This is a genomic window from Rhizorhabdus argentea (genome assembly GCF_037861105.1).
Classification (GTDB): Bacteria; Pseudomonadota; Alphaproteobacteria; order Sphingomonadales; family Sphingomonadaceae; genus Rhizorhabdus; species Rhizorhabdus argentea.
The window spans coordinates 85,586-98,600 of sequence record NZ_JBANFK010000010.1; the positions used below are offsets into that span (position 1 = coordinate 85,586).

Annotated in this window: 10 protein-coding genes; 7 read left to right on the forward strand and 3 right to left on the reverse strand. The window is 64.0% G+C overall.

Annotated elements, in window-relative coordinates:
• Positions 1 to 145: 145 nt before the first annotated feature.
• The 5 genes from AAC645_RS11380 (at position 146) to AAC645_RS11400 (ending at position 6,557) form a co-directional block, all read left to right on the forward strand.
• Complete coding sequence (locus AAC645_RS11380) at positions 146 to 2,077, forward strand: bifunctional 5-dehydro-2-deoxygluconokinase/5-dehydro-2-deoxyphosphogluconate aldolase (protein WP_340316105.1); 1,932 nt, start codon at positions 146 to 148, stop codon at positions 2,075 to 2,077.
• The gene (gene iolD, locus AAC645_RS11385; RefSeq protein ID WP_340316107.1) at positions 2,074 to 3,909 is read left to right on the forward strand and encodes a 3D-(3,5/4)-trihydroxycyclohexane-1,2-dione acylhydrolase (decyclizing); all 1,836 of its coding nucleotides are present in this window, start codon (positions 2,074 to 2,076) and stop codon (positions 3,907 to 3,909) included. Before AAC645_RS11380 ends, iolD begins: the two co-directional genes overlap by 4 nt.
• Positions 3,906 to 4,799: a myo-inosose-2 dehydratase gene (gene iolE, locus AAC645_RS11390; RefSeq protein WP_340316109.1), complete on the forward strand. Its 894-nt coding sequence runs from the start codon at positions 3,906 to 3,908 to the stop codon at positions 4,797 to 4,799. The genes iolD and iolE overlap by 4 nt, the downstream gene beginning before the upstream one ends.
• Positions 4,796 to 5,608 carry a 5-deoxy-glucuronate isomerase gene (gene iolB / locus AAC645_RS11395; protein ID WP_340316111.1) on the forward strand — a complete coding sequence of 271 codons (813 nt, stop codon included), beginning with the start codon at positions 4,796 to 4,798 and terminating at the stop codon, positions 5,606 to 5,608. The genes iolE and iolB overlap by 4 nt, the downstream gene beginning before the upstream one ends.
• A gap of 100 nt (positions 5,609 to 5,708) precedes the next feature.
• On the forward strand, positions 5,709 to 6,557 hold the full coding sequence (locus tag AAC645_RS11400; protein ID WP_340316114.1) for an alpha/beta hydrolase: 849 nt from the start codon (positions 5,709 to 5,711) through the stop codon (positions 6,555 to 6,557).
• 107 nt (positions 6,558 to 6,664) lie between these two features.
• Here AAC645_RS11400 and AAC645_RS11405 read toward each other — a convergent pair whose 3' ends face one another.
• Positions 6,665 to 7,933, reverse strand: a complete 1,269-nt coding sequence (locus AAC645_RS11405; RefSeq protein WP_340316115.1) for an MFS transporter — start codon at positions 7,931 to 7,933, stop codon at positions 6,665 to 6,667.
• A 572-nt stretch (positions 7,934 to 8,505) separates the two neighbouring features.
• Here AAC645_RS11405 and AAC645_RS11410 point away from each other — a divergent pair.
• The gene (locus AAC645_RS11410) at positions 8,506 to 10,182 is read left to right on the forward strand and encodes an AMP-binding protein (protein ID WP_340316116.1); all 1,677 of its coding nucleotides are present in this window, start codon (positions 8,506 to 8,508) and stop codon (positions 10,180 to 10,182) included.
• A 147-nt stretch (positions 10,183 to 10,329) separates the two neighbouring features.
• Positions 10,330 to 10,965 carry a glutathione S-transferase family protein gene (locus tag AAC645_RS11415; RefSeq protein ID WP_340316117.1) on the forward strand — a complete coding sequence of 212 codons (636 nt, stop codon included), beginning with the start codon at positions 10,330 to 10,332 and terminating at the stop codon, positions 10,963 to 10,965.
• Between the two features lie 144 nt (positions 10,966 to 11,109).
• Here AAC645_RS11415 and AAC645_RS11420 read toward each other — a convergent pair whose 3' ends face one another.
• Both AAC645_RS11420 and iolG read right to left on the reverse strand, forming a co-directional pair.
• Positions 11,110 to 11,979: a TIM barrel protein gene (locus tag AAC645_RS11420; RefSeq protein ID WP_340316178.1), complete on the reverse strand. Its 870-nt coding sequence runs from the start codon at positions 11,977 to 11,979 to the stop codon at positions 11,110 to 11,112.
• Complete coding sequence (gene iolG / locus AAC645_RS11425; RefSeq protein ID WP_340316118.1) at positions 11,979 to 12,980, reverse strand: inositol 2-dehydrogenase; 1,002 nt, start codon at positions 12,978 to 12,980, stop codon at positions 11,979 to 11,981. Before iolG ends, AAC645_RS11420 begins: the two co-directional genes overlap by 1 nt.
• Between the last annotated feature and the right edge of the window lie 35 nt (positions 12,981 to 13,015).

Consider the following 13,015-nt stretch of genomic DNA (forward strand, 5'->3'; position numbering starts at 1 on the left):
GCAAATGCTGCGCGAGGCCGAAGCACGCCTCCAGAGCAGCACAGCATCGGATCGCGTCTAACTTGAAGCTGCTTGAGACGCGTGAACGTCCGCGGGCTGTGGCCCGCGGGCTAGGCTCGGGGACGGACATGAAAAGGGAAATGAAGTGACCAACAGGCATGGCGGCGAACATGCGCTGGATCTCATCACGCTCGGGCGGTCGAGCGTCGACCTGTATGGCGAGCAGACCGGCGGTCGGCTCGAGCGCATGGGGTCGTTTGCGAAATATGTTGGCGGCAGCCCGACGAATACCGCGATCGGAGCCGCGCGTCTCGGTCTGAAGGCCGGACTCGTCACGCGCGTCGGCGCTGATCACATGGGGCGCTTCATCCGCGAAGAGCTGATCCGTGAGGGTGTCGACGTGTCTGGCGTCATCAGCGATCCTGATCGGCTGACGGCGCTCGTCGTCCTCGGCATCCGCGATCCCGACAGCTTTCCCCTGATCTTCTACCGGGAAAACTGTGCGGACATGGCGCTGTGCGAAGACGATATCGACACGGAGTTCGTCGCTTCGGCTGGCGCGCTTCTCATCAATGGTACGCATTTGTCGCGTTCCGACGTCCATGCGGCGAGCCTCAAGGCCGCGCGGGCGATGAAGGCGGCTGGCGGGCAGGTCATCTTCGATATCGATTATCGGCCAGTCCTGTGGGGCTTGGCACAAAAGGAAAATGGCGAGGACCGCTTCATCGCGAGCGCGATCGTGACCGACCAGCTGCAAAGCGTGCTGCCGCTCTGCGATCTCATCGTCGGCACGGAGGAGGAGATCCACATCCTCGGCGGCACGACCGATACCATCGCGGCGCTCCGCACGATCCGCGCCGCGAGCGACGCGTTGCTGGTGTGCAAGCGTGGGGCCGAGGGCTGTGTCGCCTTTCCGGGCGCGGTGCCGGACAGCCTCGATGAGGGCGTCATCGGCCAAGGCTTCCCGATCGAAGTGTTCAACGTCCTCGGGGCGGGTGACGCATTCATGGCGGGCTTCCTGCGCGGCTGGCTCCGGGGCGAGTCGATCAAGCTTTGCTGCACCTACGCCAACGCGTGCGGCGCCATTGTCGTGTCACGGCACGGCTGCGCGCCTGCTGAGCCAAGCTGGGACGAGCTCCGGCAATTCCTGTCGCGCAGCGACTGGCCGCGGCGACTGCGGGACAGCGCAGCGCTCAAGCAGACGCACTGGGCGACGAACCGCAAGCCGGACTACAGCGAGTTGACCGTGCTCGCGATCGACCACCGCAGCCAGTTCGAGGACCTTGTGGCAACACTGGAAACGGCTGATCTCGACCGAGTGCCGCGCTTCAAGGAGTTGGCGCTACAAGCTATCGCGCGGGTGGCGGGCGATGATCCGAGCTTCGGACTCCTCGCCGATGGACGCTACGGCATGCGCGCGCTCGAGGCGGCAGCCGACACGCCGTACTGGATCGGCCGCCCGATCGAGCAGCCCGGATCGCGACCGCTCATGTTCGAGCAAGGGCTTGAGGCGGCGACGATTCTCGCTGATTGGCCGCTCGATCATGTTGTCAAATGCCTCGTTTTCTACCATCCCGACGATCCCGCCGAGCTGCGAGCGCAGCAGGACCGCCAGATCCTCCGCCTGTTCGAGGCCTGCCGGCACACGCGCCACGAGCTGCTGCTCGAGATCATCGCCTCGAATCACGGTCCGGTCGCCAACGACACGGTGGCGCGCGTCGTCGAGCACATCTATGATCTCGGGGTGTATCCGGACTGGTGGAAGCTCGAGCCCGCCGGCGAGCCCGCAGCTTGGGCGGCAATCGAGCGCGTAATCGACGCGCGCGACCCGCATTGCCGCGGCATCGTGCTGCTCGGCCTGGCGGCGACCGAATCCGCGCTGCTGGCAAGCTTCGCCGCCGCAGTGACGAGCCCGCTTGTCAAAGGCTTCGCGGTCGGGCGGACCATCTGGTCCGGGCCGGCCGCCCGCTGGCTCAAAGGCGAGATAGACGACGAAGACGCGATCACCGAGATGGCGGGCAATTTCGGCGTGCTCGTCGAAGGATGGCGCGCGGCGCGGCGGGAGCAGGCGGCATGAGCGGGCCAACCGTCCGGCTGACCATGGCGCAGGCCCTCGTCCGCTGGATGGCGGCACAGCGCGTCGTGGTCGATGGCCAGGAGCTACAATATTTCGCCGGCGTCTGGGCGATCTTTGGCCACGGCAATGTCGCGGGGCTGGGCGAGGCGCTCGCCGGCATCGGCGACACGATGCCGACCTTCCGTGCCCACAACGAGCAGGGCATGGCGCACGCAGCAATTGCCTTCGCCAAGGCCAACCGCCGCGAGCGCGCCATGGCGTGCACAACTTCAATCGGGCCCGGCGCGACGAACATGGTGACCGCCGCAGCGCTGGCTCACGTGAACCGATTGCCGGTGCTGTTCCTGCCCGGGGACATCTATGCCAGCCGGCGGCCAGATCCCGTTCTCCAGCAGATCGAGGACTTCGGTGATGCGACGGTGAGCGCCAACGACTGTTTCCGGCCAGTGAGCCGCTACTTCGATCGCATCACCCGGCCAGAACAGATCCTCGACGCCGCGCCGCGCGCCATGGCGGTTCTGACGGACCCGGCCACATGCGGCCCGGTAACGCTCGCTCTCTGCCAGGACGTGCAAGCAGAGGCGTTCGACTATCCGGCGAGCTTCTTCGAGCCGCGGCTCTGGCGGCAGCGGCGCATAGGCGCCGACGAAGCGGAGTTCGACGCGCTTGTCGAAGCGATCCGCGCCTCCCGGCGCCCGTTGATAATCGCTGGCGGCGGCGTACTCTACTCGCGTGCCGAGACAGCGCTGGCGTCATTCGCCGGTGCGGCAGGCATTCCGGTCGCCGAGACCCAGGCAGGAAAGGGCGCGCTCGTCTGGGATCACCCACAGGCACTCGGCTCGATCGGCGTCACCGGCACCAGCGCCGCCAATCGCGCAGCGCGCGAAGCCGATCTTGTCATCGGCATCGGCACACGGCTGCAGGACTTTACCACCGGCTCGCGCACGCTGTTCGGCGGGACATTGTTCCAGGTCAATGTCGCCTCTGCCGATGCTGCGAAGCATGGCGCGCGCTGCGTTGTCGGCGACGCCCGCAACGTGGTGACAGCGCTGGCGGAGAAGCTGCCCGGCTGGCAGGCGCCCCAGGCATGGCAGGAGGCCAATGCGGTGGCCGTCGCAGAGTGGAACCGGGCGTTCGACGCTGCGACGGCTCCAGGCGACGCGCCTCCCTCCGACGCGCAAGTGATAGGCGCCGTGTGGCGGCAGGCGGCCGACGATGCGGTGGTTGTCTGCGCCGCCGGCGGCCTTCCGGGTGAACTGCACAAGCTGTGGCGCACGAAGATGCCTGGCGGCTACCATGTCGAATATGGCTATTCGTGCATGGGCTACGAGATCGCCGGCGGACTCGGCGTCAAAATGGCCAACCCGGAGCGCGACGTGTTCGTCATGGTCGGCGATGGCAGTTACCTGATGCTCAATTCGGAGCTCGCCACCTCGGTGATGCTGGGCGCCAAGATCACCGTCGTGCTGCTTGATAATGGCGGCTATGGCTGCATCAACCGGCTGCAGCAGGCCACTGGCGGGCAGCCGTTCAACAACCTGCTCGCCGATACCCGGCACGAGGCGCTGCCTGCGATCGACTTCGCCGCCCACGCCCGCAGCCTTGGCGCCGACGCCGAGAAGGTCGCCGGCATCGCCGACCTGGAGGAGGCACTCGCCCGCGCTGCAGCTTCGACGAAGAGCTATGTCATCGTGATCGACACCGATCCGATGATCACGACCGCGGCTGGCGGCCACTGGTGGGACGTCGCAGTGCCCGAGGTCTCGACGCGAGCCGAGGTCGCGGCCGCCCGTGCCAGCTATGAAAAGATGAAGAAGGGACAATCGCGATGACAATCCGCTGGGGCGCCAGTCCGATCGCCTGGGCCAATGACGACCTGCCCGAGCTCGGCGGCGACACGACTCTCGACGCCCTGCTGACCGACGTGAAGGAGATCGGCTTCGACGGTGTCGAGCTCGGCAACAAATTCCCCCGCGATCCAGCCACGCTGAAGCCAATCATGGCGGGATACGGCCTCGACATCGTCGGTGGCTGGTACTCCTCGAACCTGTTGGTCCGCGACGCCGACGCCGAGATCGAAGCGATGGCGGATCATCTGGCACTCCTCGAAGCGATGGGGTCGAGCGTGTTCATCCTCGCCGAAACCTCCAACGCAGTGCATGGCGATCGATCAAGCCGGCTCGACACGCACCCGCACCTCGTCGACGACGACTGGGTGCGTTTCGGCAAGCGGCTGGACGCAGTGGCAGCCTATGTCAACAAACGCGGCTTGCGCTTCGCCTATCACCACCATCTCGGCACCGTCGTCGAAACCGGCGCAGAACTCCGCCGTTTCTTCGAGGTGACCGAAGACCATGTCGGGCTGGTGCTCGACACCGGTCACGCGCTCTACGGCGGCATCGACCCGCTCACGGTCGTCCACGAGCGGTTGGAACGCGTGAACCACATCCACTGCAAGGATGTGCGCGCCGCGCGCCACAAGGGCTTCCTTGCCGACGGCACCAGCTTTCTCGATGGGGTGGTCGGCGGCATGTTCACGACGCCCGGAGATGGCGACTATGACTATGCGCCGTTCATGCAAGCGCTTGCCCGAGCCGACTATACGGGCTGGATCGTCATCGAGGCGGAGCAGGATCCTGCGGTCGCCAACCCGCGTTCATATCAGCAACTCGGACTGGACACGCTAAAGCGTCTCGGCCGAGATGCTGGCCTGGTAGCATGAGCCTCCGCGTCCGCAGCCAAACGCCTGACGCAAGCGGCGTCGTGCTGGACATCACGCCGGAGAGTGCGGGCTGGCGTTACGTCGGTTTTCGAGTCGTAGGGCTGATGCCGGGCCAGACCTACGAGGGCATCGAGCATGACCGCGAGGCTTGTCTCGTCATTCTCTCGGGCACGATCAACCTGATCGGCGGCAATGAGCGCTTCACCGGGGTCGGTGGGCGCGCCGATGTTTTCGATGGTCCGGCCACCTCAATCTATGTGCCGGCTGGAACAGCCTATCGGATCGAGGCGGGAAGCGTTGCCGAGATCGCTATCTGCACCGCCCCCGCCACGGGCAAAAGCCAGCTGCGCCTGATCCCGCCAGAGGAGGTTGGCCTCGAAACGCGGGGGCAAGGCACAAACACACGCTTCGTACGCAACATCCTCGACGACAAGGCGGAGGCCGAGAGCTTGCTGGTTGTCGAGGTGATCACGCCCGGCGGTCACTGGTCGAGCTACCCGCCGCACAAGCATGATCGCGACGCCTATCCCGAGGAGACCTTCCTCGAGGAGACCTACTACCACCGGCTGTCGCCGTCGCAGGGGTTCGCATTCCAGCGCGTCTACACCGACGATCGCTCCATCGACGAGACGATCGCGGTCGAAGACGGCGATGTCGTCATGGTGCCGCGTGGCTACCATCCGGTCGGTGCCCCGCACGGCTACGATCTCTACTATTTGAACGTGATGGCAGGCCCTCGTCGGAACTGGGTTTTCGCAAATGATCCCGCGCACGACTGGATTGTGCGCCCGCAAACCTCAGGAGAGTGACGCCATGGCCCTTGATCCGGTCCTCCAGCAGATTCTTGACCAGCTTCCGATCGCTTCCGGGGAGATCGACTTCGCAGCGATGAGAAAGGAAACAGCGCCTATGGCACTGCTTCTTCATGGTCCGGAGGGGCCAATCGATGTCGGCGCCGTCGAGAACAGCGCGCTTTCCGGCGTAGGTGGCAGCGTGCCGATCCGCATCTTCCGTCCGGCCAGCCCGCCCCGGGGCACACTGCACTTGCTCCATGGTGGTGGTTGGGCAGTCGGCGACATCGATTTCATCGAACCGCTGGCTCGCCGCCTGACGCGCGATCTCTCGATGGTCGTCGTCGCGAGCGGGTATCGGCTGGCACCCGAGCATCCATTCCCGGCCGGCTTGGAGGATTCACTCACCGCCGCGCGCTGGGTCCTGGACCATGTCGGCGAACTGGGCGGCGCGGCGCACCCGGTCGTCATCGGAGGCGAGAGCGCCGGCGGCAATCTGGCCGCCGCCATCGCGCTGGAACTGCGCGATACCGCCAGCAGGAACTTCGACGCGCAGTTGCTCTTCAACCCTGCCGTCGATCTTCGCAGCGATGCGGATGGCTATCCGTCTCGCCTCGCCAACGCAGACCCGAGCTTGCGCACCGAGGCTTTCCCGCAGATCATGGGAGGATATTGCGGCGGGCAGGACCCTGCCGACCCGCGCATCTCGCCCCTTGCCGCGGAACGCCTCGACAACTTGCCGCCGGCTGTCGTCGTCGTGCTGGCGGTCGATCCGTTGCGCGACGAGGCTGTCGCCTATGCCGATCGGCTGCGGCAGGCGGGCGTGCCGGTCGACCTCGTCGAGTTCGACCACCTGACCCACGGCTTCCCCAATCTGTCGGCGCTCGTGCCGGCGGCGGCTGAAGCAACCGCTACGGTCGTCGATCGCCTCAAGGCGCTTCTCGCGAGGGAAGCGGCGAACGCATAGGCCGTCCGAGAGAAACGAGGGAGTATTAGAGCAAAGTCCGATCCGATCGCATCGGTTCGGCTGCTCTAATCTTTTGATCAAGTGATTACAGCGGCTTAGGAAATGCTCTAGCCGCGCACCCGGATGAAGATAGCGCACAGGCCCCCCGCGACGGCAACGATAGCCCCGAAAACGAACAGTACCGGATAGCCGCTGAACGCGATGAGCGAAGCCGCTACCGCGAACGAAAATACGCCCGGCGCAGAGCCGGCTGCCAGTAACAGCCCGAGATCTCGCCCTGCGGTGTCGGGAGATGGTAGAACAAGCGTCGCGAGTTTCAGGTCGAGGACGAAGTATGTGCCGAACATCAGGCCGGTGCCGAGACCGAACAGCAGCATGGCCGTCCAATCGTTCGACGCCGCCGGAAGCAGGGTCACCACACCGGCTCCGAAGGCCACTGTCGCCACTATGAATGCGGTTCGGCGGAACCGATCCGCGACGAAGCCGATAACTGGCGTGATCGCGAGCCAGGAGAGCGTCATGAGGCTCATGACGGTACTGACGCCGACGTTGACGCTGTGTGCAGGCAGTTGCGCTGCCCCCACATAATCTTGAAGCACGTAGAAGACGTAACCGTTGACGCTGAAGTAGCACAGGAACATCAGGAAGCGCGACACCAGGGCCAAGGCAAAATTGCGATCATTGAGGCTTGAGAACTGCTCGCGCATGCTTCGAAGCACAAGGCTCCGCCTGGGCGGCAGCGGCTCGCCGAACGACGACGGCTCGGGCTCCAGCAGAATGAGGCAAAAGGTGAGGATGGTGAACGGAACCGCAAGGAAAACATAGCCCAGCATGATGGTGGGGGCGAAGGCGCCGATGTTCACCCCGCCGAAAATGCCGACCGGCGCGCCGAGGCCGATCGCCGCCGAGGCGAAGCCGAGTTCATGTTTGGGGATGCGATCGGGCAACGCTGCCAGCAGAACCGACTGATAATAGTTCAGCGCAAACCACAGAATCGGCATCACGACGAGGAGTTGGGTGACCGACCCGGCCATGCCCATCAGCGGCAACAGCGTGACACTCGCCAGCCATGACAGGACCAGGGAAGGAGTCCGGCGGCCCCACCGGCTCCGTGTGCGGTCCGAGATCGCTCCTCCGGCGAACAGCGCTACAACGGTGGTGACGGAGGCGAGTGTCGCGAGAAGGGCGAGCGTACTGATCTTGGCGTCCGGTGCCAGCTTCTGCACCACCGGCGGCAACAGGATATTCTGAATGCCTTGGAAGATGGTAATGAGCGAGGCGTAGGCGAGGAACAGGAGGAGCGCCAAGCGCCGCGTCCTCTGCGGGCAACCTTGTTTCTCCAAGATTTCTGGCCCGACGATTGCCTGATCGGCCATTCCTAGCCTCCTCTTTCCATTGGCGCGGTATCTATCCAAAGATAAGTTCTGTCAATAATTCATATGGAATAAATATTCCACCGCCCCTCGGAGGAGCGCAGGCCTGCCAGAAAAAACGGCATAAGGTTTTCCGGCGAACTTGGGTCAACTGACGGGATGGTCCTCGACATCCACTATGGACACTTATAGAACCTATATTCTATGGATATGGAGTATCGGAACGGCACGTGAACGTGTGCGCCAGTATAATGCCCGCTTCCAGGTGAGGAAAAAAAGATGAACATGACGCGGTGCATGGCGCGCCTGCTTGTTGGCAACGCAATCTCGGTGTGTGCTTCGAGCTTCGGTGAAGTCCGCCGGTAGGCACATGGGTCAAGCGCCGATTCCGAGCCCGCCGTCAAGGCGGCGTTCCACCTGCTGGTGGACGCGCCGCCGGACAGCGACTGAATTCCATAAAAAGTTTGCCTTGGCCACCCGCGCGCTCCAGTTGCTGGCTGCTGTGGCTATCCGGGCCGCCCTGTTTTCGGAGCAAATCCTTTGCGACTTACGGTCCTTGAAACAACTGGTGCGCTATGAGCATCGATGAACTCAGCCATGTCGGCGGCGCCCCTGAGCCGCCGCTGCTCGAGCATACGATCGGCGAAGCGCTGGAGCTGGCGACACAGCGCTGGCCCGAAGTCGAGGCGCTCGTGTCGCGCCACCAGAATGTCCGCCTGTCCTGGGCTGGGCTCAAGGCGGCGGCCGATGCATTCGCGGCAGGACTGCTGTCGCTCGGACTTCGTCCCGGTGACCGGGTTGCTGTCTGGGCGCCGAACTGTGCCGAGTGGACCATCGCCCAGTTCGCCACCGCCCGCGCCGGCCTGGTCCAGGTCAACATCAATCCAGCCTACCGCCCCTCCGAGCTCGAATACACGCTGCGGAAAGTCGGCGCGAAGGCGCTCGTTTGCGCGGCTTCCTTCAAGACGAGCGACTATATCGCCATGGTGGAGGCGCTGGTCCCGGAGGTCGCGGGCGCGGCGGGCGCGGTTATGTCCGATCGCCTGCCGGCGCTTGCCCATATCATCAAGATCGGCGGCGATCATCGCCCCGGCTGGCTCGAGTTCGATGAGGTGTCAGCGCTTCGGACGGATGCGTCCGAGCAGGAACTCGCCACCATCGCCGCGGGTCTTCAGCCGAACGACCCGATCAATATCCAGTTCACCAGCGGGACCACCGGTTCACCCAAGGGCGCGACACTGTCGCACAGGAATGTGCTCAACAACGCCTATTTCTGCGGTCTTGCAATGGGCTTGCAGGAAGGCGATCGGCTGTGCATTCCGGTCCCGCTCTACCACTGCTTCGGCATGGTGATGAGCAACCTGGCCTGCCTCGTTCACGGCGCGACGATGGTCTACCCGTCGGCCGGCTTCGAGCCGCTCGCCGTCCTCAAGGCGGTTGAGGCCGAACGCTGCACCGCGCTGCACGGCGTGCCTACCATGTTCATCGCCGCCCTCGAGCACCCTGAGTTCGCCCGCTTCGACCTGTCGAGCCTGCGCACCGGGCTCATGGCCGGCTCGCCCTGCCCAGTCGAGGTGATGCGCAAGGTCATGACCCGCATGCACATGCGCGATGTCGGAATTGCCTACGGCATGACGGAAACCAGCCCGGTCAGCTTCCAGACCGCACTTGATGATCCGCTGGAGCGACGCGTCGGCACGATCGGGCGGGTCCAGAACCATCTCGAGGTCAAGATCGTCCATCCAGACACGGGCGAGACCGTGCCGCGCGGTCACTCGGGCGAGCTGTGCACGCGCGGCTATTCGGTCATGCTCGGCTACTGGGACGACCCCGAGAAGACCGCCGACGCGGTACGCGACGGCTGGATGCACACCGGCGACCTCGCCGTCATCGACGAGGCGGGGTACGGCCGCATTGTTGGGCGCATCAAGGACATGATCATCCGCGGTGGCGAGAACATCTACCCACGCGAGATCGAGGAGTTCATCTACACCCACCCGGCCGTCGAGGACGTGCAGGTGATCGGCGTCCCCGACGCAAAATTCGGCGAGGAGGTGCTCGCCTGCATCAAGCTCCGCGCCGGCGTGTCGGCTGATGCCGACGAGATCATTGCCTTCTGCCGTGGACAGATCGCCCACTACAAGGTGCCCCGCTACGTCCGTTTCGTCGAGGCCTTCCCGATGACCGTCTCCGGCAAGGTCCAGAAATACCTGCTGCGCGAGGCAATGATCGCCGATCTCGGGGAGAGATGACAGCTGCCCGTCACTAGGAGAGGGTGTTCGCCAGACCTGCGAACTCATCTCCAGCGGTCGCAGATCGGCCGGCAAAGTCGCCCCGGCCCATAGGCGGCTGCCTGCACACACCTGATTGACCCCAGCTTCCACGCTGAAAGGCTGTTCATGCTCAAGCTTTATCATTGCCGTGAGACGCGTTCGCTGCGGCCGCTTTGGGCACTGGAGGAGATGGGAATCCCGTATGAGCCGGTCATGCTTCCTTTCCCACCCCGAGCCTTGGCGAGGGAGTATCTCGACATAAATCCGATCGGCACCATTCCGTTTTTGGTGGACGGCGAGGTCCGGATGACGGAGTCGACTGCTATCTGCCTATACCTGACCACGCGCTACGGTCCGACACCTCTGGCATTATCTCCGGATGAAAGAGACTATCCGCTGTTCCTGAACTGGTTGTTCTACAGCGACGCGACGCTAACTTTCCCGCAGACCATCGTGTTGAGATACCGACAGCTCGAAGCGCCTGAGAACCGGGCCGAGCGGCCGGCCGCAGATTACGAAAAGTGGTTCAATGGCCGGCTCAGGGCCGTCGAGTCAGCACTGGCGGATCGGGAGTGGCTGTGCGCCGGGCGGTTCACAATCGCGGACATCGCGATTGCCTACGCATTGTATCTCGCGGACCGCGTTGTTGGTCTTGGCGCGAATTTCGGACCCAACGTCCGCGCCTACCTCGACAGGGCGTGCGCGCGAGCAGGTTTCAAGCGCGCGAGCATTGTGGACTCGCAGGCGCCCGCCTGGCGCTAAAGCGGCCGATCCATCGCACCGATCGGCCGCTCCAGGCGGTTGTTTTTGCGCGATCTCCGAGCAGTCAGATGGTTCATCTGACTGCAGATAGCTAAGCTTGGGCGATCCCCGATCCGGCGCCGCGCCCCTTGCCGGGCGACCGCGTCAGCACTGCGGAACGCGAAATGCCGTCCGGAATGCCTCGAGCGCCAAGGCGCTATCGCTTGTCGCCCATCCTTCGAGCCCCACCGGCCCACAATAGCCCATTGCCGACAATGCCTGCGCGACACGCGGATAATTGATTTCTCCTGTCCCGGGTTCACATCGGCCCGGCACGTCGGCTACCTGAATCTCCCCTATGTAGGGAAGTGCCTGACGGCACAACTCGATCAGGTTACCTTCGCCGATCTGCGCGTGGTAAAGGTCGAGCATGAGCCGGACCGCGGGCCGATCGACCGATGCCACCAACTCTATGCAGTCGATTGCTCGCCCGAACGGCACGCCCGGATGGTCGACCGCCGCGTTGAGGTTCTCAAGCACGAACATAACCCCTGCTTGTTCGCCTAGGTCGGCCAGACGCCGCAAAGTATCACGGGCGTGCAGCCACATGGCACCGGTCACCTCGGCGGCCGGCATCAGCGGCAACCCGTCGGGGCCAAGGCCCGTGCCGTGGAGGTTCAGGCGAGGCACGCCGAGCCTCTTGGCGACGGCGATCGACTCTTTTGCGGTCGCGATGAGCTCCTCGGAGCCGTCCCGATCCGCAAGTCGACCCCGCACATATCCGGTCATCGAGGAGAAGGTGACACCGCTGGCCGCCAAAACCTCGATATCGTGGCGCGTCCAATCCCAGATCTCCACTAAGAAGCCCTCCGCATCGATACGCTTCACACGCTCAAGCAGCGGGAGCTCGAGGAAAAGCATTTCACTCGAGGCGGCGAGCCGGAACGGCACGCCAGGAAAAATGCCCTTCGCGGCCGCCGACCGGGGCTCCGCCCGTTGCGCGGCCTGCGTCATCGTCTCCGACACCTGTTGCATCACGCCACATCACCTCGCAGCACGTTAACGACCTGGTTGCTTCGTGCGGATCGCTCGGCAGCCTCGGCTAGCACCAAGGCAGCGATTCCGTCACGTTGATCGGCAAGGGGCATCGCCTTGCGTTCGATAACATCGGCGAAATGGTCCATCTCGATAGCGTAGGCTTCGGCGTAGCGCTCCAGAAAGAAGTTCTGGAAAGAGTCCGCCGCTGCACCGCCTTCCGTCCATTTCTGTACGGTCGTCTCGATCTTGTTGTCGGCGCGGATCATCCCTCCGGACCCGAACGCTTCGATCCGCTGGTCATAGCCGTACCCGCTCCGACGGCTGTTAGAGATGATGCAAAGCTTACCGCTGATCGTGCGGAGCACGACCTTGGCTGTGTCGAAGTCGCCGGCTTCGCCGATCGCCGGGTCGATCAACACGGACGCGGATGCGAAAACGCTTTCGATCTCTTCGGCCAGCAGCCAGCGGGCCATGTCGAAATCGTGGATCGACATATCCTTGAAGATGCCACCCGAACTCTTGATGTACGTCGCCGGGGGCGGCGCGGGATCATGGCTTATGATATGAAGCGTCTCCAGCCGGCCGACCTCCCCCTGCGCCAGGCGGCGCTGGAGAGCCGCGAAGTTCGGATCAAAGCGCCTGTTAAAGCCCAACAGAACGCGCTGATCGCTACCGACGAGTGCCTCATTGACGCGGGCGGCGCGCGCGACATCCTGATCCAGCGGCTTTTCGCAGAAGACGTGCTTGCCCGCACGGATTGCCTCCAGCGTATAGTCGAGGTGGGTATCGGTCGAGCTTGCAATCACGACGCCGCTTATAGCGGGATCGGACCATACTCGCTCCACGTTCGCAGCCGTCGTATCAAAAGCGCGAGCCAAGTCCTCCGCACCACTGAACGGGTCGATGACGCAGGCCAGCGACAGGCGCCGGTTTGCGGCGATATTGGCAGCGTGGATCTTACCAATTCGACCCGCGCCGATCAAAGCAATCTGAAACATCAGCAAACCTCGTATATGGAATGTAAATTCCATTT

What these genes read in the sequence shown, in the direction of transcription:
- iolE (WP_340316109.1), top strand. Translation starts at nt 3,906, where the DNA reads ATGACAATCCGCTGGGGCGCCAGTCCGATCGCCTGGGCCAATGACGAC.
- AAC645_RS11405 (WP_340316115.1), bottom strand. Translation starts at nt 7,933, where the DNA reads ATGGCCGATCAGGCAATCGTCGGGCCAGAAATCTTGGAGAAACAAGGT.
- AAC645_RS11410 (WP_340316116.1), top strand. Translation starts at nt 8,506, where the DNA reads ATGAGCATCGATGAACTCAGCCATGTCGGCGGCGCCCCTGAGCCGCCG.
- AAC645_RS11415 (WP_340316117.1), top strand. Translation starts at nt 10,330, where the DNA reads ATGCTCAAGCTTTATCATTGCCGTGAGACGCGTTCGCTGCGGCCGCTT.
- iolG (WP_340316118.1), bottom strand. Translation starts at nt 12,980, where the DNA reads ATGTTTCAGATTGCTTTGATCGGCGCGGGTCGAATTGGTAAGATCCAC.
- iolB (WP_340316111.1), top strand. Translation starts at nt 4,796, where the DNA reads ATGAGCCTCCGCGTCCGCAGCCAAACGCCTGACGCAAGCGGCGTCGTG.
- iolD (WP_340316107.1), top strand. Translation starts at nt 2,074, where the DNA reads ATGAGCGGGCCAACCGTCCGGCTGACCATGGCGCAGGCCCTCGTCCGC.
- AAC645_RS11420 (WP_340316178.1), bottom strand. Translation starts at nt 11,979, where the DNA reads ATGCAACAGGTGTCGGAGACGATGACGCAGGCCGCGCAACGGGCGGAG.
- AAC645_RS11400 (WP_340316114.1), top strand. Translation starts at nt 5,709, where the DNA reads ATGGCACTGCTTCTTCATGGTCCGGAGGGGCCAATCGATGTCGGCGCC.